The following is a 23335-nucleotide window of genomic DNA, read 5'->3' as shown; positions in this document are numbered from 1 at the left end:
AGTAGCCCTGCAGTTGGCAAGCCAACCACGAGCCTCTGGGGTGGTTTACAGCACCCCCAATCGACCGTTACCAGTGCCTTAAACAACCGTTTCTGGTGTCCGCAGTACAATTATAACCATGGAGGCGGACTTTCCTCTCGACACTGATCCTACCGGTACAGCACGGGGCTCCTGCGATTTCTAGCTGAGTGCTCAAGATGGATCCCTCTCATGTGCCCCTGGGTTTGCCGCTCATCTTGGGGGAGGTGCTTTTCGACTGCTTCCCCACCGAGGTTGTGCTGGGCGGAGCAGCTTTGAATGTGGCTTGGAACCTCAAGGGGCTGGGATCCGATCCCCTCTTGCTCAGTCGTGTTGGCCAAGACGAGGCCGCCAGAGAGCTGCTGGGGGCCTTGCGACGGCAGGGGCTGCGCCTGGAGGGTCTGCAGCAGGATTCTGTTCACCCCACCGGCAAGGTTCAAGTAACCCTGGATGAGCAAGGGATCCCCACCTTCGCCATCTTGCCCGACCAAGCCTACGACTACATCCAGTTGGATATCGGGGCTCTGCAAGCTCTCCAGCCCAGCCTGCTCTACCGGGGCAGCTTGGCAGCCCGCCGGGAGGCAGCCCATCGCCACTTTCAAGAGGGGATCCCCGCTTTGGGCTGTCCCGTGTTTCTGGATCTCAACCTGCGGGATCCCTGGTGGCATCCAGACGCCATCCAGGAGATGCTGCGCACCTGCACTTGGCTGAAGCTGAACCAGGCAGAGCTGGAACAAGTAGCCCGGCTGGAAGGGATCCCTGCCGGAGACGTGCTGGAGCAAGGACAGATCCTCCAGGCTCATCTGAACCTGAAAGGTCTATTTCTGACCTTGGGAGCGGCAGGCGCGCTGCTGATCACCCCTACTCAGATCCATCGGGCCGACCCAGTGCCCGCGCCTCAGCTGGTGGATACAGTGGGGGCGGGAGATGCATTTAGCGCCGTGGCCATCCTGGGGCTGTTGCGGGGATGGCCGGAGGCGATTCTGGTGCAACGGGCCGTGCAATTTGCGGCGGCCATCTGTGGGATCCCGGGGGGAGCGCCTGCGGATCCGGAGTTTTACCGGCCCTTCCGGCAGGCATGGGAGATCCAGGAGATCCAGAGGCCAAGGGTTCAATGAAACTGGCGCAGGTGAAACTGGGCGTAGCGACCCCCTTTGCCCAGCAATTCTCGGTGATTTCCCTGCTCCAGCAATTGCCCCTGCTCCAAGACGAAAATGCGGTGGGCGGTGCGTACCGTCGAGAGGCGGTGGGCAATCACAAAAACGGTGCAGCGTTGCATCAGCCGTTGCAGCGCTTCCTGCACCAACGCTTCTGACTCGTTGTCCAAAGCCGAGGTGGCCTCGTCCAGGATCAAGATCTTGGGGTTGAGGAGCACGGCGCGGGCAATGGCCAGCCGTTGCCGTTGTCCACCGGAGAGGGTGACCCCGCGTTCTCCCACGCGGGTGGCGTAGCCATCGGGCAAGCTCTCGATAAAGGTGTCGATGTTGGCCACCTGGGCCGCCTGGCGTACCGCTTCCAGGTCAAAATGCTCTTGTCCGTAGGCGATGTTGCTGGCAATGGTTCCCGAAAACAGGGTGATCTCCTGCGGCACAATGCCGATCTGCCGGCGCAGGCTCTTGAGGGTGACGGTGCGGATGTCGATGCCGTCGATGCGGATGCAGCCCTGCTGGGGATCGTAAAAGCGGGGAATCAGGCTCACCAGGGTGGATTTGCCGGCGCCGGAGGATCCCACCAGGGCCACAATCTCGCCGGGAGACACCTGAAAGCTGATCTGTTTGAGCACCGGCTGATCCGGTTTGTAGGCAAAGGAAACTTGGTCGAACTCCACCCAACCCTGAATGGGAGGCATGGGGCGGGCCCCGGGCAGCTCCCGGATTTGGGAGCGGGTGTTCAGCAGCTCGAAAATCCGCTCCACCGAAGCCTCACCCTGTTTCAGCTCGCTGTAGTTGTTGGTGATGTGAACAATAGGGTCGATCAACATCGCAACACCGGCGATAAAGCCGAGAAACTGGCTGCCGGTCAGGTTGCCCTGGCTAATTTGCCAGCCGCCCACCCAAAACACCCCCAACACGCTCATGGCGTACAGAAAACCCACCACCGGGTCTTGAATGGCTTTCACCTGTTCGGTCTGAAACCGGGCCAGGCGGTTGCTTTCGGCAATGGCACTGAAGCGGCGAATTTCGTAGTCCTCAGCCGCAAAGGCGCGAGTGAGGCTGATGCCAGCAAACACTTCAGTCAAGAGGGCGGCCAAATCCGACATCTTCTCTTGGTTGAGGCGGGAGCGAAACAAAAGGCGATCCCCAAACCAACTGATCAAGGCTCCCATCAGGGGGGCGATCAGCAAGGTGGTCAAGGTGAGAATGCCGTTGAGATAGAACAGGTAGGCCACCACCGCCAAGATGGTGAGCACGCTGGGGATGAAGCGATGGAAAAACCGCTGCACCACCTCTCCCACCCGATCCAGATCCCCCGTGAGGCGATAGACCAGATCGCCAGTGCGGCTGCCGGAAAAATAGTCTACATCCAGTGCCTGCAGGTGGGCATAAATCTGTTGGCGCAATTCCAAAACCATTTGCAAGGAGGCCCTCGCCATCAGGGTGTCTTGGCCATACTGAAAAGCGCCGCGCACCAAGAAAAACACCACCCCAATCAAGGCCAGCATCCGCAATTGCCCCAGATCCCCGGCACCAATGGAGCGGGCCACCCACTCGATCAAGTAGGCGAGGGCGGGCATGGTTAGCACAAAGCCAAGGGTACAGGTTAGCCCCAGCAACAACATCCACAGATGGGGCCGAATGAAGGGAATGAGACGGCGATAGCTACGACCCGGATGCACAAATCACAAACCAGAAGGGCCTCTGACCCAACCAGCTTACAGGATAGTGTTGCGGACTGCTGCCGGGATCCCTGAAACTGGCCGGTAGAGCTGAAAGCCGCTGCGACCCTTTTCTTTGACCTGGTAGAGGGCCAAGTCGGCATGGTGCAAAAGGGTGGACACTTCTACGCCGTCTTGGGGGTAGAGGGCGACGCCAATGCTGCAGGTCACGGAAAGGGAATGGCCCTCGCAGGAGAAGGGAGTTTGAAAGGCATCGACAATCCGCTGAGCCAGACGCGCTGCCACTGTGGGGCTGCCAATTCGGGGCAGCAGCAGGGTAAACTCATCCCCTCCCCAGCGGGCGACGATATCTCCAGGGCGAACGCACTTGGTTAACCGTTCAGCTACCCCCTGCAACAGGGCATCGCCGACACCGTGGCCGAAGGTATCGTTGATGTCTTTGAAGTGATCCAAATCCACAAAGAAGAGGGCCAGAGATTCACTGTAGTATTGCTGCAGGGCCTGCTGCAGCCGCTCCCGAAAGGATTCGCGGTTCACCAAACCTGTCAGGGCATCATGATGAGCGCGAAACTCCATGTAGGCTAAGCTCTGCTTTTGGGCGGTGATGTCTTCGCAGATGCCTTCATAGCCGAGGATATTTCCGGCTTTATCTTTAACCAAACGGGCCTTTTCTCGGACCCAGATGATCGAGCCATCCCGCCGCCGCAGCCGATACTCAAAACCGCGCACGGATCCCTGCTCCTGCAATAGCCGCACAAATTCCTCCCACTGGCTGGGATCCACATAGAGCTGCCGCTTGCCCGCCTCTTTCGCTTCGCGCATCAATTCTTCGGGGGAGCTGTAGCCGCAGATCTGGGCCAGCATCGGGTTGGCGGAGAGATACCGACCTGCCGCATCGGTGAAAAAAATGCCCTCTACCGCATTCTCGAAAAAATTGCGATAGCGCTCCTCAGCCTGGCGCAGCTCCTCTTCCACTTGCCGGCGCTCCGAGATCTCGAGGGCCAGAGACACCAAATCCGCCAGGGATCCGGCGAAGTTTTGCTCTTCTAAGGTCCAGTGGCGAGGGGAGCCAATGTGCTCGTGGCAGAGAACTCCCACCATCCGTCCTTCCAGTCGAATGGGGGCATCCAGCATTGAGACCACTCCCATTGCTGTCAGGTAGGAATTGCCGAACTCGGCGGTGCGGGGATCCGCCACCACTCGGTCGGCGGCAATGGTGCGCTCTTGCTCCAGGGCTTGAAAATAACGGGGATAGTCTTTGGCCCAGATCTCCGCCCCTTGAGTATGGGATCCCTCGGGGTTGTCTGGGGTGATCTCGAATTGATTGATGCAGCGAATGCTGGAGCGCTCCGACGTGTAGAGCCAGACCCCCACCCGTGCCACCCCCAGGGTATGGGCGGCTGTAGTACAAATCTGTTGCAGAGCAGCTTGTAAGTCTCCTTGGCTGAGGGCTTTGTGCCGGGTGAGCTCCATCAGAGCCCGGTTGTGCTCCAACAGTTGCTTTTGGCTGCGCTGTAGCTGCCACTCCACTTGCTTGCGTGCTGTGATGTCCTGACAGGAGCCGACAATTCGGCTGATTGGCTTGTTCTCCTCAACTACTGGAGAAAGGGTAACGATTAGAACATGGGTCGACTCTGGGTCGGGAGCGGCAGAGGCCGTTAGGCTCAGCTCAAAGCTCACTTGCCGGCCATGGCTGAGGCAGTGTTCGGTGTGCAGTTGAATCTGCGCAGCCAGAGAAGGCGGTAGACAACTCTGGAGCTCTTCTCCCTCGATAGGTCGAGAGGAGAGAAAAAACATCCTGCGAAAGGCCGGGTTACCCACCAAAAACCGATAGCGCGGCTGGGGCGAGCCTTGTTCTGGCTCCGGGGGCAGGTACTCGAGGACAAACAACCCATCGCTGACGCTCTCGAACATGGTGCGCAGCACAGCCCGTCCCCGAGCCTGTACCGGGCGCCCACGGTACATGACCTGGGGATTCCACAGATCGGCCCGCGTCAGCGCATCATAAACGCTGCCAGCCTGGTCTGGCCCAGCAGTCCCCCTTTCAACCATAGGCTAGGAACACCCAGTAGACGCTCGGGCAACGGGGAGGGCAAGCCGAAAAAAACAGCTATGAATTCACGCTGTCTCTGCCATTCTACGGTCATCCTATGGAATTGTTGGGGGAGTTTGTGTGTCTCTCGATACAAAAGATCCCCGGGCTGGCACGGGCTTTTGGGTGCTCCGGAGGGGATATTCTTTGAAGCAACTCTTGAGGTTAATTAAAAGAATTATTAAAAAGCCTGTCCTGCCGACGTGAAGGGCTATGCGTCGCCGTTTTCAAGGTTAAACCGCTTCTGGCTCCCGAACTTGTTCTACCCGTACATCGACACGCTTGGGAAGGAACCAGGCTCCTATTAGTTAGAACTGCTCTCATTAGAAAGAACCTCAGCTAGCCCTGGAAAAGGGATCCCTGCCAGACCCAGGATGGCTAATTCCGCGGGCGTGGGATCCCCGATGCATCGAAGGCAAGAGAGGAAGACTGATGGATACAACTCCACCACTCAACCGAGTAACAGCATAGCTCTATTGAGATTAACTTTCAATAGCGTGCCGGCAAAGTAGGGATCCTCTTTGATAAAGACTTGCATTAAGCTTGAGGAGTCTGGTAGAGTGCTTACCCAAGTAGCAATTGCTAAAGATTTGCAGTTAAGTCTTCTCAGGAGAACAAGCTGCGGAGTGGCAAGCATGGCATGGCAACAGGTTCAGGCGGGGGTGTGGTGTAGGCAGTTGGGGCAATTGGCGCCTCAGTGGTGGTTGGGCTGGAGTCTGGAGCAGGGCTTTCGGCTCTACCGCAAAGAAGTTTCCTCTGCTCTGCCTTCTCTCTCTGCTTTGAGGATTCGCTACCAAGAGCGAGATGGCTGGCTGGACGTGTTTCTGGGAGAAGCCGAACAATGTAACCGACGACGGCGCAGCCTTTTGGATCCGGCAGCGCGGGTAGCCTTGCACTACATGCCGGAAGATTTAGCTCAGATTCAGTCCCTAAAGTGTCCTCACGAGCGCATTCCTCCGCAGCTTTGGCAGCGGCTAACCCAGCAGCCGGGTTGAGGACTGTTGAAGGTTAGAGGGCTATTTATTGTTTTTATTGTTTCAGATGGATCCAGTCCGCTGCGGCAACCGATCCTGCCTCTTCTCGCCTTTCCAGTTCTTCTGGAGAGCGGTAGCCTGTTTTTTTCTTCCTCTAGGCAGGCTTAAGCTGGAGAACGAAGAGTAGCGGCTGCAGCCATGACTGTTTCTAAGCACCAACCCAAGCAGCGCTCCCAGCAGCAGGTCGAGGGGCTGACTTCTTGCCGCCTTTTGAAGGGATCCATCATCGGCGCCGGCCAGGTAGGCATGGCCTGTGCCTACTCGATGGTAATCCAGAACACTCTGGATGAGCTGGTCCTTCACGACATCGACCGCAACAAGCTGGAAGGGGAAGTGATGGATCTGGTGCACGGGATCCCCTTTGTGGAGCCGACGCGGATACGGGCAGGGGAACTGGCTGATTGCGCCGGGTCAGATGTAGTGATTTTAACGGCAGGGGCCAAGCAGCGCCCTGGAGAAACCCGCTTGGATTTGGTGCAGCGCAACGTCGAGATCTTCAAAGGCTTGATCCCGGCCTTGATGGCGCATTGCCCTGACACACTCCTCTTGGTGGTGAGCAATCCCGTTGACATCATGACTTACGTTTCCCTGAAGTTGTCGGGGTTGCCGGCAGGGCAGGTAATTGGGTCGGGGACGGTTTTGGACACAGCCCGCTTCCGGTACCTTTTGGCGGAGCGCCTGGGGGTGGATCCGCGTAGCCTGCACGCCTACATCATCGGCGAACATGGAGATAGCGAGGTGGCCGTTTGGAGCAAGGTGAACATTGCCGGTACCCCGATTGGGGAACTCTCGCCGGACTGGGATCCCGCCCATTTGGGGGATATCTTCGAGCAGGTGCGCAATGCTGCCTACGAGATCATCCGTCGCAAAGGGGCCACCAGCTACGCCATCGGGTTGGGGGTGACGCAAATTGTCCAAGCCCTGCTGCGGGATCAACACCGCGTTTTAACCGTGAGCAGCCTCACCCAAGGGGAGTACGATCTGCCAGAGGTCTGTCTCAGCTTGCCCAGAGTGGTTGGGCGACAGGGGGTGGAACGCACGCTGGCCATGTCCCTCACCGAGAGCGAGCGCAAGCAGCTGCACCGCTCGGCCCAGATCTTGCGGCAAGTCATCGACAGCATCCGGTGGTAGCCTAGATCTCCTGGACTTTTGTCGCTCCCCTCCAAGCTGGGGGATCCCTTGGTCAGTGGGCGAGGGCCGCAGCTGGCGGCAGGAGGTGGTCTATGGAAGCAGAGGTGCAACAGGGGCAGCAATCGCCTGAGGGCCAACTGGAGAAGCGCCCCCCTTCTCCGCCTTGGGCCGGGATCCCCTTACAGAGGGGCCTCGGTCACCGGGTACGGCAGCACGTCAATCCCCTGCAGGCGCAGTATCAGCAGCCCACCCCCCCACCCCACTGGGAGCGGGTATACCGACGGCTGGGGCAGCCCTTTCATCTGGATATCGGCACAGGGAGCGGACGATTTCTGCTGCGCCTCGCTCAGGAGCAGCCCGACTGGAACTTCCTGGGGGTAGAGATTCGGCAGGCGCTGGTGGAACGGGCCAATGCCTGGCGGGACGAGCTGGGGCTGGATAACGTCCATTTTCTGTTTGCCAACATCAATGTCTCTTTGCGGCATCTGTTTGCGCCGGGGGATCTCAGCCGCGTAACCATCCTATTTCCGGATCCCTGGTTCAAAAAGCGCCATCACAAACGGCGGATCGTCCAGCCCCAACTGGTGGCAGATCTGGCTCTGCTGCTGCGACCGGGCAGCCCCGTCTTCCTGCAATCGGATATCCAAGAGGTGGCCGAAGAAATGGCAGCTCGATTTTTAGAGCATCCGCAGTTTTGGGATCCCCACCAGGGGCCTTTGGACTCCAATCCCCTCGGCATCCCCACGGAGCGGGAGTGGCACTGCCTACAACTGGGCCTGCCCATCTATCGCTATTGGCTGGAGCGACGGTGACAACAGGACAAATCCGTAATGCAGTAATAACAACTCCATTCCGCCAAGACAATACAGAAGATAGGATATAACCCGCTTGAGTTGGATCCGTCGCCGCAATGTCTCACTCTGAAACCACGGCCTCTGCCGACCCCTCCTCTGCTTGGTTTTCTGTTCGCCGTGGGATCCTCAACCTGCTGAGCCTATTGGCCATTGTGATTGTCGGGCTTTCTCTTTCCAGCAGTTGGTTTCAGCCGCCGCCCCAAACGCAGTTGGATTTGTTGCAAACCGATCTCGCCCTGCAAGCTTCCCGCACCCTCGATGATCCCCGCTATCAGGATCTGGCACGGGCGCTTTTGGGTCAGGATGTGTTCAAGGTGGCCCAAAATCGCTATCAGCAGACTGCCGATAACTACGCCGAACGCCTGAAACGTTTGAAACGGCTGGCCCGTTTAACTCCTGCTGGCGAATCTGAGGCGACCAGCCCAGAACCTGCCCAATCTCCAGAGGTGGATCCCGCCCTTCTGGCCTCCATGCAAGATTTGCAGACGGAGCTGGATGCACTGTGGCTGCGCCTTGGCTTGCTCTATGCCTACCAAGAAGATCTGGAGGCCGCTCAGCAGCAATGGCAGCAGATCATCGACCTGGAACGTCCCGTGGAGCTGGAATCGAGCCAAAAGGGGGCAGCGCGGGTTTTGCAAGGGCTGTGGGGAACACCGCGGCGCATCTTGCCAGAGGCGGAGGTGCAGATTCGCAATCATCTGGATGGTTGGTTTGAGGCGGTGGCCCTGCAACAGCTTTACCGACTGCAGCAGCGCAGCGATAGCCTAAATGCCCTCAACCAACAGCAGGAAAAATTGGCCTTGGCGGCTCTATTTCGACTGGCGGTGGTGGGCGGGATCCCCGTGCTGGGGGCGCTGCTGGGGTTGATGCTCTTGTTGGGCTGGCTGGGCTGGAGCCTTTGGCGCAAACGTCCGCTCCTGGGCCCTGCTTGGGAAGTGCCTTGGCCGGGGATCGGGGCGCAAGCGGTGCTGACCGGCTGGTTTTTGGGGTTTATCGCCCTCAACGCTTTGGTGCCTCGACTTTACATCATCATTCTCGGCCTGGGGGCAGAGCAGCTCAGCCCTTGGCACCAGGCGGTAGCCCTGTTTCTCACCTACAACTCCGGCGCTGTGCTGGGGGCGGGGTTATTGTACCGTCTCTTGCACACCTACCCCGGCTGGCAGAGGGTGCTGCAGGTGCGGTTGTGGGGTCCTTGGCTGCTGTGGGGCTTGTGTGGCTACTGGGTGGCCTTGCCTTTGGTGGTGCTGGCAGCGGCACTCTCGCAATTGCTGCTACCGCAGGCAGGGGGTGGGAACCCTATTCTGCCTCTGCTGCTGGATAGCCATGGTTGGGGGGCGCGGTTGGTGTTTTTGGCCGTGGTGTCTGTCTGTGCCCCTGTTTTTGAGGAGGTGCTGTTCCGGGGCTTTTGGCTGCCTACTCTAAGCCGCTACCTGCCTATGGGGGCCGCCATTGGGCTTAGCGCCTTCACCTTTGCCCTTGCCCACCTCAACCTCTCTGATCTGCTGCCTTTGACCATGCTGGGGGTGGTGCTGGGGGTGGTGTACAGCCACAGCCGCAACCTGCTGGCTCCCATCCTGCTGCACAGCCTCTGGAATACGGGATCCCTGGTGACGCTGCTGGTGCTGGGAGGAGCGCGTTAAGGGGGGCTCTGCCTACTTTTTCCTGCCGAAGAGGCGGCTAAAGAACCCGCCGTTGTCTTCTTTGCGGGGAGGCGGCACCACTTTCTGAGCCTGTGACGTTTGACGGCTGGCCACTCGCGTTGGCGGGACGGAGTCCTTGGGGACGGGAATGGGCTGTTGAGTGGTGACTTGCTGCAGCCAGCGGCGCACTTCTGCCATCAACTCGGCGTTGGCAGGTTCTAGGCGACTGGCTTGCATAAAGTCTGCTTTGGCCATGCCGGTATTCCCCTGCTTCAGGTGGGCAATGCCCCGGTGCAGGTAGTAGCGGGCCACGTTGGGCTCAGCGCTGATGGCAAAGTTCAGATACTGCACCGCATCCCGGTATTGCTTGCGCTCGATCATGTCCAAGGCTTGGATAAAGCGGGTTTCCCCAGGGCTGAACTTGGGGGCAGGCGGTGGGGTGGGAACAGGCTGAACAGGGGGACGGCTGGGCGGAGCAACGACGGGGGAGGCTGGGATCCCACCCACAGTGGTACGGCTGGGGGAAGGGGTTGGGATCCCGGTCGCGGTAGTGGTTCTAGAGGCAGGGGCTAGGCTCCCCTGGTAGCCGGCCTTGAGCAACAAATAGGCCAGGTTCAGCTCGCTCAATTGCTCGGTTTTCTCCAGCAGGGTTTCCATGGAGCTGTATTGTTCTTTGGCCAGCTTCTCCACCCGCCTGACATACTCTTCTTGCCAATCGGGGCGCTCGGCCAAGCCCTTGACGGCTTCCCCAGAGGGCCAAAGATCCGGGGGGGGCGTCTCCAAAAGGCGTTTAATCCGCATTTTGAGCACCGTTTCATATTCCCCTCGCTCCCGCTCTTTGGTCAGCACTTCGTTGGCCGGGTTGACCAGCTTGGCAAAGAGGATGTTGGCGCGCTCTGCACCTTCGGGATCCCCCACAAACCGATCCGGGTGGAGGGCCTTGGCCGCCTGCAGGTAGCCGCGCCGGATCCCCTTGGAGTCGGCGGTAAGGGGCACGCCTAAGATGGCGAAATGGTCAGTCTCGTAGCGGGCTAGCCCTCGGTTGAGGCGGGGGACATTAGAGTTGGATCCCATAGTTGCCACTTCTCTAAAATCTGCTGCAAGGTTCCGTTTTCGATCAGGCTGGAAATCGCCCCATCCACAGCTTCCTTCAGGGAAGGATGCTGAGAGGATACTACTCCCACCAGAGGCATGGGGAACAGGGGCGGCCCCACCAGGCGCAGCCGGGATCCAGCTTGGCGCAGGTTTAGGGCGGCAACAGGCTGATCAACCAGCACGGCATCCAACTGGCCGGCTTGTAGCTGAGCAAACAAGCGCTCAGGGTTGCTGGTGGCAAAGAGACGAATGGCGTTGCCCCTCCTCTCGTTATACGCCTCCAGTAGGGCTGCCCCCGTACTGTTAACTACAATGCCCACTTTGCGGCCAAATAATTGCGACAGTGCTTCAATGGCCGGTTCCTCTGGCCCGGAGGCGGGGGAGGGATCCCGTACCACCAAGCGCTGCGGGCTGAGATAGTAGGGCCGGGTGGCCAGAAACTGCTCCGGATCCAAGCCCAAAGCTTCCCGCGCCCCCCAGATCAAGTCCACCTCATCCGCTTGCAAGGCCGCCAACTGCTCGCTCCAGGCCACGTAGATGGGATCCACCTGCACCTGAAGGGTTTGGGCCAACGCCTCCAGGATATCCCACTCGAAGCCGGCGTAGGTTTGTCGCTCCAAGTCGGTATAGAGATAGGCCGGCCCCAAACTGGGATCCAAGCCAACCCGAATGCGCCCCCGGGCCTGGATCTCGGCCCAACGGGAATCGAGGGGCTGTGCCTGCTCGGTGGGGGCGACTTTCCCTTGTGCCGGCTGAGGGTAACCGGGGCCAGCAGTGGCAACCCCAAGGGCCATTGCTCCCAAGAGGAGAGCCAGGCCGAACTGTGCCGCCCGGCAGCAATGTCGCTGTTTTCCGGGGAGCATGACTCTAGTCAATAATAAGCTCAACTATACTGAAGATAATGTATAATATGTTCAGTACGGATTACTACCAGTTGATCTTTCTGTTTACTTTCGAGTCTGCCAACATGGTAGCCAAAGCAAAGCAGAAAATTGGTAGTAAGACGACACGGAAACTGCGCTTTGGGTATTCTACTCAAAGCTTTGCGGGATACCGCCATTCTGTTTGGAAACAAACAGAATGCTATCGCTGCATAGTTGAACAGTGATGTTCAGCAGTGTTCAGCGTAAATGTATCAGTCCGCTAACCCATCTCCTATCTACCCTGCCCAACATAGGGTTCTTGGAATCTTCTTGATTATTCCTCGATTATTCGTCAGCTACTTCTGTCTTCAATTCAACTCAACTGGGGAGCTTTCCCGGTTCTGATAAGCTGGGCGTGGATCCCGCCGCATGGGAAAGGAGACCGGCAAAGGCTGTACTTGGGCCAATTCTTCTTGCAGAGCAGCGTGTAACCAGCCATTGCTGGCCAACAGTCGGCCACTGTAAACATCCACCGGGCCGCCATCGTAAGCAGTCACCTTGCCACCCGCCTCTCGCACCAGAACGATCCCTGCGGCAATGTCCCAAGGGGAGAGGCCCCGCTCCCAATAGCCATCCAACTGGCCGGTGGCCACATAGGCCAAATCCAGAGCTGCAGATCCGCCGCGCCGTACTCCTTGGGTGAGATGGGTAAAGTGGCAAAACTCGGCGTAGTTGTTGTCAGGGGTTTCGCGACGATCATAGGCAAAGCCGGTCACCAGCAAGCTCCGAGACAATTCAGCCGTTGTGGAGACTCGAATGGGTTGGCGGTTGCGGGTAGCCCCCATCCCTTGGACGGCGCGAAACAGATCCCCGCGAAAAACATCACAAACAACCCCCAAAACTGGCTCCCGCCCCTGCAGCAAACCGATGGAGACGGCGGCAAAAGGGTAGCCATGGGCAAAGTTGGTGGTGCCATCTAGGGGATCGATCATCCAAGCGTAGGCGCCCTCCGGGGATCCCTGCTGGCCTGATTCCTCGGTCAAGATGACATCTTCGGGGAAGTGCCGCCTCAAGATTTTCAAGATGAGATCCTCAGAAGCGCGATCCGCCGCCGTCACCAAGTCGCCCGGACGTTTCTCCTCGATGGCGAGGGTGCCCCCCACATAACTGCGCAGCAAAGATCCTGCCTCCAGGGCAGCTTCTGTGGCCACATCCAACCGACGCAGCAGGGCCTCCGTCACACCCTCACCTCAAGGTTAAAAACCTGCTACTCAGAATAGCCCGCCTGAGGCTGTGGCTCCCAAGGGATCCCTGAAAGCCAAAATAGGCCCGACCCAAACCCAATTTTTTGGGAAAGGGGGTATCTCCAAGACTGCCTATAGTGTATAGTACAGTACACTGGGGCTTGTGGGTTTTCCGGCAGCCCGCCAAGACCAGGGTTTCTTTGAAAACAGCAGGGTTTTGGGGAACCATAGAGTTCAGGGCGTCAGGTTTGGAAAGCCAAGCTGCTGTGAATGGCGTTGAGCGTTGAGGGGGGAAGGCCGTTGTCACATAGCTACGACGATTTCTTTACCTCCACCACGGCGGTTGGTGGGGGGGATCCTCTTGCTTCTGGCTACAGCTTTGATCTGCCAGCAGATCTGTTCGATCGAGTCCCTGAGCAGCCGGTATCCCATCCGGAGTTCACCCTGTCCATCTGCCATCCTGTCCGGCCCTGCAGCTACATCCTGCGGGAGAGTATCTACACGGTTGGACGGGATCCCTCCAACGCCATCCAGATCGTCAATCGGTTTGTCTCGCGTCACCACGCTTACCTGGTGCGGGTGCCCACCAAGTCCAACCGGACAGGGTTTACCTATTGCCTGATCGACGGCAACCGCAAGGGCCAGTCCAGTACCAATGGGGTGTTTGTCAACGGCACGCGGGTGGCTACTCACTACCTGAGGAGCGGAGATGTCATCTATTTCGGGCCAGAGATCCGCGCCTATTTCTTCGAGGTGGCCCGCATTCTCCCTGTGAACCCCTTTGACATCGGCCCTGGCCTTGGCGAAGAGCATGCCTCTAACCCCCAAAACCCTGAACTTTGCTGAATTTAGTGAGCTTTAGGCGGTTTGGCAAAAGTCATTGAGAGGGATATAGTAGACCAAGTTTCCCCCTGATCCTTGAGTCCACCGCAACGGTTGCCGGGAAGTGAAGGGGGAAAGCGCTCGGGGGGTATTCCTCAGGGCTTTGCGGGATACCGCCTTCCTGTTTGGACTCCGTCCCGCTGACGCGAACAGAGATAGGCAGGATGCGATCGCTTCTTTCCTGAACCATGTTCAGGAGAGTTCAGCGTGAATGTATCAGCTTCAGCTTCCCCACGACACAGGAAGCCACCGCAACCGTTGACAGATCTAAAGCTGAATCGCTAAATTAATTAAGCCGGTTAAGCAATGTGAATTGGGGCATCGCCAAGCGGTAAGGCAGCGGGTTTTGGTCCCGCCATTCGGTGGTTCGAATCCATCTGCCCCAGCTCAAAATCCTGTCGAAAGCACAAAGCGCAAGCCCCTGGGACCCCGTGCAGACCGGAGGGTACGGCTCTGGGCATCAGCAGGGCGCGTTGCTCTGGGGAACTGAGGAATCATGGGGTCGCCTTTGCCAACGGAGGCCCTGGCTTGGCAGGACTGGCCGCGGAGAGAATGGCAACAACCAGAAACCAAGGGCGAGGGATCCGGGGTGAGCTGTTCAGGTCGATCCTTGATGGTGGTGGGAACTTCTTCCCACGTGGGCAAAACCCTTTTGGTGACAGCCCTTTGTCGCATTCTCAAGAAAGCGGGAAAAAGGGTTGCCCCTTTCAAAGCTCAGAACATGTCCCTCAACGCCTATGTCACCCCAGACGGCAAGGAGATTGCCTACGCGCAGGCTCTGCAAGCTTGGGCTGCCGGGATCCCCCCTGCGGTGGAGATGAACCCGATTCTTCTGAAGCCCCAGGGCAACCTGACTTCCCAGATCGTCTTGAACGGAGTGGCGGTGGGCACCTACCGCGCCGGAGAGTATTACGAGCGCTGGTTTGCGCCGGCCTGGCAAGCGGTCAAAGAAGCCCTTGCTCGCCTACAACAGCAGTACGACTGGATCCTTTGCGAGGGGGCAGGTAGCCCAGCAGAGGTGAACCTCAAACATCGGGACTTGGCAAATATGCGGGTTGCCTTGCATTTGGGATCCCCCACTTGGCTGGTGGCGGACATCGACCGAGGTGGGGCGCTGGCCCATGTGGTGGGCACACTCCAACTGCTGGAACCCGAAGAACGGGCCCTGATCCGGGGCATTGTCATCAACAAGTTTCGCGGCTCGCGGGAACTGTTGCAGCCCGGCCTGGATTGGCTGGAAAACTACACCGGGATCCCAGTTGTCGGGGTCTTGCCTTGGGTGGACTGGGTTCTGCCCCAAGAGGATTCGATGGGAATTGCAGCCAACCCCCTGCTTTGGGAAGATCGCCGCGACCGGGCCGGTGGCCAAGCCCTGAGGGAAGGGCGCCTGGAGATTGCTGTGGTGCGTTTGCCCCAGGTGGCCAATTTCTCGGATTTTGACCCCTTGTTGGCGGAGCCCACCGTCCATCTGCGCTGGGTTCACCCCGGCCAAAGTTTGGGATCCCCGGATGTGGTCATCCTGCCCGGCAGCAAAACCACCCTCAACGATCTGTTCGCGTTGCAAAAGACCGGCTTGGCCGAGCAACTGCGCCAATACTCCGGCCATATCGTCGGCATTTGCGGCGGACTGCAAATGTTGGGAGAGACCATCGCCGATCCCGAAGGCTGGGAGGGGATCGCCGGCACCTACCCAGGGTTGGGCTTTCTCCCTTTGACCACCGTTTTACAGCCCACCAAGGTCACCCAGCAGGTACAGACCCAAAGCCGATGGCCTGCCCTGGCCCCCATCCAGGGGTACGAAATTCATCAGGGATCCACCCAGGCGGATCCCTCTGGTTGCCTGCCGCTGTTCGAGCAAGAGAACCTGGGCTGGCGGGATCCCACGGGTCGGATTTGGGGCAGCTATCTGCATGGCCTGTTTGACAACCACCTGTGGCGGCGACAATGGCTGAACTGGCTGCGCCGACAAAAAGGCTGGGATCCCTTGCCGGATCTGGAGGGCCACTATGCTCAGCAGCGGGAGCAATTGCTGGAGCGCCTGGCCGATCTGTGGCAGCCTCACCTGGACTTGGGCCTGTTGATGGAATAGCCCATCGGCGATGGGGGAGAGAAGTGGGGTGGGAGGCTATGTTGCGCCAGGTTACGCCAGCGCGACCGGAAATCCAGGATCCACTCAACCGGTTGCCTCGGCTACCTCTGCCTGACCGCTCCGAAAGACTTATGCAACGCTGAACAAAACAGAACTTTGCCCAGCATCGCTGCTTTCTTCCTGCCTCAGCGACCCATGACTAGCGGCAGAGTTCACCCCCACCACCCCGCCAGAGGAGTCTCCACAGGCGTCACTTCCCCCAGAGCTTGGGGTAGTTCTGTACCACCGCAACAGGTTTAGGGCTGCATTCAAGTCGCGGTCTAGCTCCAGACCACAACACGGGCAGCAAAACACCCTTTCCTGCAGTGGCATCTTCTGTCGGTGCCCACACCCTGAACACAGTTGGCTGGACGGATAAAACCTATCCGCCACCACCACCTGACAGCCGTAGAGCCGGGCCTTGTACTCTAGCTGTCGCCGAAACTCGTAGAACCCACAGTCTGACAGCGCTCCTGCCAGTTTGCGGTTCTTGAGCAGGTTCTTCACCTGCAAGTCCTCAATCACCACCACCCGATACTTCTTGGCCAGGTAAGTCGTCAGTTTGTGCAGATTGTCTTGCCGAATGTCTGCCACCCGCTTATGGGCCTTGCCTAACTGCGCCACTGCCTTCTTACGGTTAGCGGATCCCTTCTGCTTGCGACTCAGCCGCCGTTGCAGTCTGGCCAGACGCTTCCTCGCCTTGCGGTAGGGCTTTGGATTCTCGAATACTTCCCCGTCGGAACAGGTGGCCAGGTGATGGATACCTAAGTCCACTCCCACAACTTCCCCGGTCTTCTCCACCTGAGGCGCTGGAGCTTCATATTTGAAGGAGATATACCAATGTCCGGCGCGAAGACTAATGACCACGTTCTTGGGTGTGGTCGCCGGAAGTAACTCTGCACAGCGCAGCCAACCGAAGATAGGCACCTTGATGCGGTCGCCAGAAATGCGGATGCTGCCTTCTAGGTAAAAGCTGTCTCGCACTCCCTTGCGTTTGAAGCGGGGGAACTTCCCCAACCCACCCCGCCAGCGCTTAAAGGCTTGCTCCAAGTTGCGTAATGCCTGCTGAGGAGCGCATTTGGAGACCTGGTAGTACCAGGGGTTTTCCTTCTTAACCTCGGATACTAGGCGCTTGTGCAGGTCAATGGCGGTGGGGAGTTTCTGCCGGTTCTCCAGGGCTTGCCGACAGATGGCCAGGCCCCAGTTGTAGGCGTGACGGGCTACCCCAGCGTGCTGAGCGGCTAGGGTCTTCTGCCGGTTATTCAGCTCTAAGCGGGTGCGGAATCCAAGCAGCATTCAGATAGAAATTGCAGGAGCCCCGTACGGTACCCGTAGGGTCAGTGTCGGGAGGAATGCTATAATGGTACTGCGGGCACCAGAAACAGCTTTTAGGGCACTGGTAACGGTCGATTGGGGGTGCAGTAAACCACCCCAGAGGCTCGTGGTTGGCTTGCTAACTGCAGGGCTACTAAAAGCCCGCTCCGTACCGCCTAGCGGTTGGTGTCGGGTAGTTTACATAGCCGCGGCCAACATGCTTAGTTTAATGGCTATTTCGGTTCCGCAAAGTAACCAATTGTTCAGCAGATCGGGGACTAGAGGCAGCCCCTGTAGCTTGTTCGCGAAAGCGTCACGCAGCGGTAAGGGCGCGATCCAACAATTCCATCGGGTGATAGATGGGGATCCTGGCCTTGCCTTGCAGGCGCAGGTGCTTTTGGATTTGCAAGCGGCAGCCGATGTTGGCGGAGACAATCCCCTGGGCGCCGGTGTTGAGGAGGTTGGCCACCTTCTGGGATCCCAGCTCATCCGCCACCTGGGGTTGCAACAGGTTGTAGACGCCGGAGCTACCACAGCAGAGGGCCGCATCGACGGGATCCCGCAGCTCCAGCCCTGGGATTTGCCGCAGCAGGTGTCGGGGTTCCTGGCTGAGCCGCTGCCCATGCAGCATGTGACAGGCATCCTGGTAGACCAGCACCAGGGGTTCCGGCTGTAGCGGGTGTAGGGGAGCCGTTAACCCCACCTGAGCGAGAAACTCCTGAATGTCCTTGACCTGGGCGGCAAATCGGGCTGCCTTCTCTTTGTAGTCGGGATCCCTGGCCAATAGGTGGCCATAGTCTTTCAGGGTATGTCCGCAGCCGGAAGCGGTGATCAGAATGGCATCTAACTCACAATTGGCAAAGGCATCGATCATCTGGCGGGCCAGGGTTTCCGCCTGCTGCAGTTGCCCTTGATGGTGGGGCAAGGCCGCACAACAGCCCTGGACAGGCGGGATCACCACCTCACAGCCGTTGTGGGTCAAGACGCGAATGCTGGCCTCATTTACCTGTGGGGCAAACAGGCGCTGCACGCAGCCCAAAATGAGTCCCACCCGAAAACGGCGTTCTCCCACCGCCGGGATCCGCTCAGGGTAACGCTTGGGCAGCAGTTGCTCCACCTCCAGGGGGGGCATCAGGGATTCCATGGCCGCCAAACGCGGGGAGACCTTTTCCAGCCCTTTTCGGATCCAAGCGCCGATCCCCATTTTTTGGTACAGCCAGAGAGGCCACAGCAGCGGTCGCAGCCGCTCCGGGTAAGGAAACACCGAGAAGATGAACTGGCGGTAAAGCCGATCCCAAAGGCTACGTGGGTAGTTGCGTTCGATTTGCGGGCGGGTGGCGGCAATTAAGCGGTCATATTGCACCCCCGATGGACAGGCCGTAACACAGGCCAAACAGCCCAAACAACTGTCGAAGTGGGAAACCGTAGCCGCCGAGAGGGAGATTTGACCTTGGTTGAGAGCCTCCATCTGATAGATACGCCCCCGCGGCGAGTCCGTCTCTTTGCCGATTACACGGTAGCTGGGGCAGGTGGTCAGGCAAAACCCGCAATGCACGCAGGCATCGATCAGCTTGGGATCCGGGGGATCCATTCCATCAAAACTCGGCCCCTGGGATAAACTCATCGGCTCTGACCTATCGTGCTCTCAGCCTTACATGGGCATGCGGGGAGACAATTAGCGGCTGGCGATCCCGCCCTCTTCTGCTCCCTTGATTCCTTTGCATCTTAGTCCCAGATCCGAGGAAGTTTGTCTACATCCAGACGCTCTCTTAGCTCGTACTACCCTAGAGAGAGGACTTGCCAACCCTTCCTTTGAAAGCCATGAACTTGCAACACCTCTTCACTCCTGTCTTTTGGACAGCGGCCCTCTCCAGCTTGAGCTTGGCCGGAGCGGCTCTGGCCCAAGCCAACCTGCGGGAACTCCCTCCAGACCTGGCAGAACAGCTAACCACAGAGCAAATTTTGCAAGCCTGCGCCAACAACCAAGCAGATACTTTGCCCAGCCCTTTCCCGGATGTGGTGCCAAGCGATTGGGCCTACAAGGCGGTGCTCACCCTCTACTACTGTGGAGCCTACCGAGGGGCGATTCCGCCGGAGCAGTTCCGGCGGTACTTGGAGCAACAACGGGGATCCCAAACTTAGGTGGGCCTGCACCTCAAGCCGGATACATCTCCTGGATCAGATGGGCATAGCGCTCGGCCACCGGGTTGCGCTTGATCTTCAGGGTCTGGGTCATGAGGCCGTTTTCCACGCTCAGCGGCTCCGGCAAAAAGCGAAAGTCGCTGACCTGCTCGTCGGGCCGGTAGCCAGGGCGTTCTTGGATGCGGCGGCGCACCTCCTGCAAAATCAAGGTGCGGGTCTGGGGCTGGGCCAGCAGCTCCGCATCCTCAGCCGGGATCCCTTGCTCGGCAGCCCAGGCTTTGAGGGCATCGAGGTTGGGGTAGATGAGGGCAGCCAATTTCTTTTGGTCTTGCCCGACGATCACGATCTGACTGATGTAAGGAGACTGCAGACAAGCATCTTCCAGCGGCTGGGGCTCAATATTCTCCCCGTTGAGTAGGACAATGACATCCTTGGCTCTGCCGGTGATCACCAGTTGCCCGTCGGGGGTGAGCCAGCCCAGATCCCCGGTTTCAAACCAGCCGTCGGAGCTGAGCACCTTGGCAGTGGCTTCCGGGTTGTTGTAGTAGCCCATCATCACCTGCGGGCCACGGGCCAGGATTAGTCCTTTTTCTCCAGGGGGCAGCGGCTGTCGAGTTTCAGGATCCACAATGCGAAACTCCGTCCCCGGCAGAGGGGGGCCAGCCGTACCGCGCACATTGTTGTCTGGACGCCGCGCGCACAACACCGGCGAAGTTTCGGTGAGGCCGTAGCCATTCAAGATGGAAATGCCCACCACCTCGTAGAACAGATCCAAGTAGGCAGGCAGGGATCCACCGCCGCTGATGGCATGTTGAAAATTGGGGCCCAACGCCCGTCGTACCTTGCGGTAGATCAGCACATCGGCCAATCGGTGCAGGGGCCAGAGCAGCCAATGTTGCAGGCGAGCCTGTAGGCACACCCAGGGGCTGACTCCGTAATGCAAAATCGACTGGTTGCGAGCTATCCGTCCAGAGAGCACATGGCTCTCACTCACGGCCATCAGAGCGCGGATCAGCCGCTGCATCAGGGGGCTTTTCTCTTTGAATTGCCGTTGGATCCCTTCATAAACGGTTTCCCAAATCCGCGGCACTGCCACCAGAAAATGGGGGTGCTCCTGTTGGAAATCTTGTTTGATAAAGCGAGGGCTGGTATAGACCAGCATGCAGGCACGGCTGAGGAGAAAATACTCGCAAGCCCGCTCATAAGAGTGCCAAGTGGGCAGAATGGTCAACACCTTATTCCCCGGTTGTGGCTGTACGACCACGCCCAAGTTCTCCACCTGGTGCATCAGGTTGCCGTGGCTGAGCATCACCCCCTTGGGCCGACCGGAGGTGCCGGAGGTGTAGATGATGGTGGCCAGTTGGGATCGCTCCAGCTTTGGGGGTTGGTAGGTGTGTTCCCGACCCTTTTGCAGCCATTGGGAAAAGTTCAGCACCCCTGCTTCCTGCTCATCGGAAAGCAACAGCAGCCGTTCCAGGCCCAGCTCCTGCACATCCGGCCGGATCCGCCTCAGGGTCTTCAGATCCTGAGCAATCAGGGCCGTGCTACCGGAGTGGCGCAAGATGTAGCCCAGCTCACTGGGATCCGCCACAGCGCTGCGGGGCACATTCACAGCTCCCGTGAACATCGTGGCCAGATCGGCCATCAGCCAGCGGGGGGAGTTATCGGCAAAAATGGCCACCCGATCCCTCGGGCAAATGCCCAAAGCCTGCAGGCCAGCCGCCAGGGTTTGAATGCGGCGAAACAGCTCTCCATAAGACATCTCGAAAACTGGCTGCGCGTGGGGATCCCGTAGGGCAACCTGACCGGCAAACTCTTCCGCCAGCACTTGCCAAACGTTCAGCAGCGTCGTCTCAGGGGCAGTGGGAGTAGCAGAAGCGGCAGCAGTTGTCATAGATCTGTACCGTAAATTACGTTTACAGTCTATTAAACCCAGCCTCTCTCCCCAGGTGTCGCTAGGACAGTTCCCAGCCTGTCACCCCATTCACCATCTTCCCCTTGCGGGGAAAAGGTAGGGATCAACACTATAAAATCTTGATCTTGCGCTGGCAGAACCAGGGTGGTGATTGCTCGCCCCGGCAGATTGCGCACAAAACTTTACAATTTTGATCAAACCGGATCCCATATCTCCCATGGGGATCCCGGCTGTAAGCTTTACCTGAGGCTCCAACGAAGTTCAAGAAAGCCCAGCAGAATCAAGGTAGGGGATCTTGGGGATCCCGTTTTTTCATCCTCCCATTCAGCAACAATCTCTTCATCAAGCGGTGAAGTCTTGCCGAAGGTGAGCCAGGATCGGGGTAGAGCTCTCCAGGCGCTTTTTCCCTCACCCCTGCCCCCCTTGCAACGCGAGAAATTGGGTTAACTCATCCTCTTCATGTCACGTGCAGCAAGCGTCTCCAGTCCTTCCTTCTCAGGGGGGAAGAGGGAGAGTGGAATCCATAGCCCCAAGCTCGACGGCCCAGCAGTTGCAGCGGAGAAAGATCTGAGCGGCTCATCGTTCCTGGAGGTTGTATGCCGGTGATCAACCCATTCTCATCCTTCCGGTGGAGACATTCTTCTCGCTCTCCAGCTGGGATCCCAGAAGTTGAACCTCAGCCCCCAGACGCTTCCGATCCTTTTGCTTCCCAACGGGAGCAGATGGTCAAGAAACAGCTCATCAAACGAGGGATCCGAGATCCACGGGTACTGGAAGCCATGGGAAAAGTGCCGCGTCACCTTTTTGTCCCCTCTGATCTGCGGGATCGGGCCTACAGGGATTGCCCTCTGCCCATCGGCTATGGCCAGACCATTTCTCAGCCCTATATTGTTGCTTTTATGACAGAAGCTGCTCGCCTCACGCCTGAATCGGTGGTGTTGGAAATCGGCACCGGCTCCGGCTATCAGGCGGCCGTTTTGGCAGAGCTGGCCCGGCAAGTGTATAGCCTGGAGCGTCTGTCCCCATTGGCTGCTCAAGCTCAACAAACCCTCGCTGCCCTGGGCTATCGCAACGTGGAAGTGCGTCAGGGGGATGGCTACCAAGGTTGGCCAGAGCATGCTCCCTACGATGCCATTCTGGTGACGGCAGCGCCCCCAACTGTGCCCATGGTGCTGCTGGATCAACTGGCGGTGGGGGGCACCTTGGTGGTGCCGGTGGGAGAAAGCCCTTCGGACTCCGGTGCCCAGGGATCCCAGTCCTTGCTGATCCTCTGCAAAACAGCCCAAGGATGGGTTCAAAAAGGGGCTTTTCCGGTGCAGTTTGTGCCCATGGTCTAGGGTTTTGCCCCCTCTACTCCTGCCAAAAGGTGGGCGCGAATTTGCAAAGCCAATTGGGGACGGTCGGTAATCAACCCTTGAACAACGGGATTTTGTCCTACTGAGCCGGCAGAGGGCTGCAAGCACAACTTCATCACTTCAGGATCGTTCACCGTCCAAACGTACAGAGGGATCCCGGCCTGTTCAGCTTCAGCCAAGAACTGCAAGTTCACCCAACTGTAGTGGGGGGCCAGAAAATCCGCTCCCAACTCCCGGCAACGGGTAAGTAAAGATCCCTTGGCTTGCTCCTCAGCCTTTGCCTCGATCAACAGGCCAACCTTGGGTTGCGGGGACAAAAGCGTTTTAACCCGCTGCACCACCTGAGGCAAAAAAGAGGTGATCACAAATTCTTCGGGGGTCAAAATATCGCTAACGAGGGCAAGGACTTGTTCCTCATAGCCTGCTTCTTTGAGTTCGATATCGAGGGTGATCTTGCCCTTGATATGTGACAGGGTCTCTTCAAGAGTGGGAATCGTGGGTTTGCGGGCCCGAATCTCGGCCCAAGTTAATGCGGCCAAAGGCTGTCCATCCAAATCGGCATCGTGAACAACCAGTGGGATCCCATCTCGGCTACAGCGCACATCCAGCTCAATTTGCTCGGCCCCCACCTCAATAGCGGCAGCAAAAGCGGCCAACGTGTTTTCCTCGGCGTGGGTGTGCTCCCCACGGTGGGCGACAATCTGGGTGTAGGGGAGCATGTCAGCACCTGATACATTTACGCTGAACACTGCTGAACATCACTGTTCAACTATGCAGCGATAGCATTCTGTT

At 58.4% G+C, this 23335-nt stretch carries 18 protein-coding genes and 1 tRNA gene; 10 read left to right on the top strand and 9 right to left on the bottom strand.

Annotated features, from left to right (window positions below):
• The first annotated feature begins 197 nt into the window (after positions 1–197).
• Complete coding sequence (locus ACVWZU_RS04190; protein WP_457443522.1) at positions 198–1136, top strand: PfkB family carbohydrate kinase; 939 nt, start codon at positions 198–200, stop codon at positions 1134–1136.
• On the opposite strand, the gene ACVWZU_RS04185 is transcribed toward ACVWZU_RS04190, so the two are convergent.
• Together ACVWZU_RS04185 and ACVWZU_RS04180 are read right to left on the bottom strand one after the other, a co-directional pair.
• Positions 1130–2854, bottom strand: coding sequence for an ABC transporter ATP-binding protein (locus ACVWZU_RS04185; protein ID WP_011433743.1), 1725 nt, complete (start codon positions 2852–2854; stop codon positions 1130–1132). The genes ACVWZU_RS04190 and ACVWZU_RS04185 overlap by 7 nt on opposite strands.
• 36 nt (positions 2855–2890) lie before the next feature.
• A complete protein-coding gene (locus ACVWZU_RS04180; RefSeq protein WP_457443520.1) occupies positions 2891–4906 on the bottom strand; it encodes a diguanylate cyclase domain-containing protein in 2016 nt (671 codons plus the stop codon).
• Positions 4907–5581: 675 nt separating this feature from the next.
• Between ACVWZU_RS04180 and ACVWZU_RS04175 the strand changes: the two genes are divergently transcribed.
• The 4 genes from ACVWZU_RS04175 to ACVWZU_RS04160 all read left to right on the top strand — a co-directional run bounded on the left by ACVWZU_RS04175 (position 5582) and on the right by ACVWZU_RS04160 (position 9605).
• Complete coding sequence (locus ACVWZU_RS04175) at positions 5582–5941, top strand: hypothetical protein (protein WP_011433745.1); 360 nt, start codon at positions 5582–5584, stop codon at positions 5939–5941.
• Positions 5942–6190: 249 nt separating this feature from the next.
• Positions 6191–7111, top strand: coding sequence for an L-lactate dehydrogenase (locus tag ACVWZU_RS04170; RefSeq protein ID WP_414416634.1), 921 nt, complete (start codon positions 6191–6193; stop codon positions 7109–7111).
• Between the two features lie 92 nt (positions 7112–7203).
• Positions 7204–7923 carry a tRNA (guanosine(46)-N7)-methyltransferase TrmB gene (trmB, locus tag ACVWZU_RS04165; protein ID WP_414343030.1) on the top strand — a complete coding sequence of 240 codons (720 nt, stop codon included), beginning with the start codon at positions 7204–7206 and terminating at the stop codon, positions 7921–7923.
• A 98-nt stretch (positions 7924–8021) separates the two neighbouring features.
• The gene (locus ACVWZU_RS04160) at positions 8022–9605 is read left to right on the top strand and encodes a CPBP family intramembrane glutamic endopeptidase (protein ID WP_457443518.1); all 1584 of its coding nucleotides are present in this window, start codon (positions 8022–8024) and stop codon (positions 9603–9605) included.
• A 12-nt stretch (positions 9606–9617) separates the two neighbouring features.
• Here the strand turns inward: ACVWZU_RS04160 and ACVWZU_RS04155 are convergent, their stop codons facing one another.
• From ACVWZU_RS04155 to ACVWZU_RS04145, 3 genes are all read right to left on the bottom strand, one after another.
• On the bottom strand, positions 9618–10679 hold the full coding sequence (locus ACVWZU_RS04155; protein ID WP_457443516.1) for a J domain-containing protein: 1062 nt from the start codon (positions 10677–10679) through the stop codon (positions 9618–9620).
• Positions 10637–11494 (bottom strand): ABC transporter substrate-binding protein, encoded by an 858-nt coding sequence (locus ACVWZU_RS04150; RefSeq protein ID WP_457443514.1) that lies wholly within the window; start codon positions 11492–11494, stop codon positions 10637–10639. Before ACVWZU_RS04150 ends, ACVWZU_RS04155 begins: the two co-directional genes overlap by 43 nt.
• Before the next feature lie 437 nt (positions 11495–11931).
• The gene (locus ACVWZU_RS04145; protein WP_457443512.1) at positions 11932–12804 is read right to left on the bottom strand and encodes an inositol monophosphatase family protein; all 873 of its coding nucleotides are present in this window, start codon (positions 12802–12804) and stop codon (positions 11932–11934) included.
• 273 nt (positions 12805–13077) lie between these two features.
• Between ACVWZU_RS04145 and ACVWZU_RS04140 the strand changes: the two genes are divergently transcribed.
• The 3 genes from ACVWZU_RS04140 to ACVWZU_RS04130 all read left to right on the top strand — a co-directional run bounded on the left by ACVWZU_RS04140 (position 13078) and on the right by ACVWZU_RS04130 (position 15778).
• Entirely contained in the window at positions 13078–13653 is a 576-nt protein-coding gene (locus tag ACVWZU_RS04140; RefSeq protein WP_457443510.1) for an FHA domain-containing protein, read from the top strand.
• Between the two features lie 350 nt (positions 13654–14003).
• A tRNA-Gln gene (locus ACVWZU_RS04135) sits at positions 14004–14075 on the top strand.
• A 203-nt stretch (positions 14076–14278) separates the two neighbouring features.
• Positions 14279–15778, top strand: coding sequence for a cobyric acid synthase (locus tag ACVWZU_RS04130; protein ID WP_457443561.1), 1500 nt, complete (start codon positions 14279–14281; stop codon positions 15776–15778).
• 129 nt (positions 15779–15907) lie between these two features.
• Here the strand turns inward: ACVWZU_RS04130 and ACVWZU_RS04125 are convergent, their stop codons facing one another.
• Together ACVWZU_RS04125 and ACVWZU_RS04120 are read right to left on the bottom strand one after the other, a co-directional pair.
• The gene (locus ACVWZU_RS04125) at positions 15908–17113 is read right to left on the bottom strand and encodes an RNA-guided endonuclease InsQ/TnpB family protein (protein WP_457443509.1); all 1206 of its coding nucleotides are present in this window, start codon (positions 17111–17113) and stop codon (positions 15908–15910) included.
• Positions 17114–17444: 331 nt separating this feature from the next.
• The gene (locus ACVWZU_RS04120) at positions 17445–18755 is read right to left on the bottom strand and encodes a (Fe-S)-binding protein (protein WP_457443507.1); all 1311 of its coding nucleotides are present in this window, start codon (positions 18753–18755) and stop codon (positions 17445–17447) included.
• Positions 18756–18928: 173 nt separating this feature from the next.
• Here ACVWZU_RS04120 and ACVWZU_RS04115 point away from each other — a divergent pair, with 173 nt between their 5' ends.
• Positions 18929–19273, top strand: a complete 345-nt coding sequence (locus ACVWZU_RS04115) for a hypothetical protein (protein WP_457443505.1) — start codon at positions 18929–18931, stop codon at positions 19271–19273.
• Between the two features lie 13 nt (positions 19274–19286).
• Here the strand turns inward: ACVWZU_RS04115 and ACVWZU_RS04110 are convergent, their stop codons facing one another.
• Positions 19287–21167: an AMP-dependent synthetase/ligase gene (locus tag ACVWZU_RS04110; RefSeq protein WP_457443503.1), complete on the bottom strand. Its 1881-nt coding sequence runs from the start codon at positions 21165–21167 to the stop codon at positions 19287–19289.
• A 623-nt stretch (positions 21168–21790) separates the two neighbouring features.
• On the opposite strand from ACVWZU_RS04110, the gene ACVWZU_RS04105 reads away from it, so the two are divergent.
• Positions 21791–22525 (top strand): protein-L-isoaspartate(D-aspartate) O-methyltransferase, encoded by a 735-nt coding sequence (locus ACVWZU_RS04105; RefSeq protein ID WP_011433763.1) that lies wholly within the window; start codon positions 21791–21793, stop codon positions 22523–22525.
• Here the strand turns inward: ACVWZU_RS04105 and ACVWZU_RS04100 are convergent.
• Positions 22522–23262 carry a glycerophosphodiester phosphodiesterase gene (locus ACVWZU_RS04100; protein ID WP_457443501.1) on the bottom strand — a complete coding sequence of 247 codons (741 nt, stop codon included), beginning with the start codon at positions 23260–23262 and terminating at the stop codon, positions 22522–22524. The two genes, ACVWZU_RS04105 and ACVWZU_RS04100, sit on opposite strands and share 4 nt — an antisense overlap.
• Between the last annotated feature and the right edge of the window lie 73 nt (positions 23263–23335).

The organism is Thermostichus sp. MS-CIW-26 (assembly GCF_054059115.1).
The sequence above is the reverse complement of the archived record's forward strand: the minus strand, read 5'-3'. Positions and strand labels throughout refer to the sequence as shown.

What these genes read in the sequence shown, in the direction of transcription:
- ACVWZU_RS04190 (WP_457443522.1), top strand. Translation starts at nt 198, where the DNA reads ATGGATCCCTCTCATGTGCCCCTGGGTTTGCCGCTCATCTTGGGGGAG.
- ACVWZU_RS04180 (WP_457443520.1), bottom strand. Translation starts at nt 4,906, where the DNA reads ATGGTTGAAAGGGGGACTGCTGGGCCAGACCAGGCTGGCAGCGTTTAT.
- ACVWZU_RS04175 (WP_011433745.1), top strand. Translation starts at nt 5,582, where the DNA reads ATGGCATGGCAACAGGTTCAGGCGGGGGTGTGGTGTAGGCAGTTGGGG.
- trmB (WP_414343030.1), top strand. Translation starts at nt 7,204, where the DNA reads ATGGAAGCAGAGGTGCAACAGGGGCAGCAATCGCCTGAGGGCCAACTG.
- ACVWZU_RS04160 (WP_457443518.1), top strand. Translation starts at nt 8,022, where the DNA reads ATGTCTCACTCTGAAACCACGGCCTCTGCCGACCCCTCCTCTGCTTGG.
- ACVWZU_RS04155 (WP_457443516.1), bottom strand. Translation starts at nt 10,679, where the DNA reads ATGGGATCCAACTCTAATGTCCCCCGCCTCAACCGAGGGCTAGCCCGC.
- ACVWZU_RS04150 (WP_457443514.1), bottom strand. Translation starts at nt 11,494, where the DNA reads ATGGCCCTTGGGGTTGCCACTGCTGGCCCCGGTTACCCTCAGCCGGCA.
- ACVWZU_RS04140 (WP_457443510.1), top strand. Translation starts at nt 13,078, where the DNA reads ATGGCGTTGAGCGTTGAGGGGGGAAGGCCGTTGTCACATAGCTACGAC.
- ACVWZU_RS04125 (WP_457443509.1), bottom strand. Translation starts at nt 17,113, where the DNA reads ATGCTGCTTGGATTCCGCACCCGCTTAGAGCTGAATAACCGGCAGAAG.
- ACVWZU_RS04120 (WP_457443507.1), bottom strand. Translation starts at nt 18,755, where the DNA reads ATGAGTTTATCCCAGGGGCCGAGTTTTGATGGAATGGATCCCCCGGAT.
- ACVWZU_RS04110 (WP_457443503.1), bottom strand. Translation starts at nt 21,167, where the DNA reads ATGACAACTGCTGCCGCTTCTGCTACTCCCACTGCCCCTGAGACGACG.
- ACVWZU_RS04100 (WP_457443501.1), bottom strand. Translation starts at nt 23,262, where the DNA reads ATGCTCCCCTACACCCAGATTGTCGCCCACCGTGGGGAGCACACCCAC.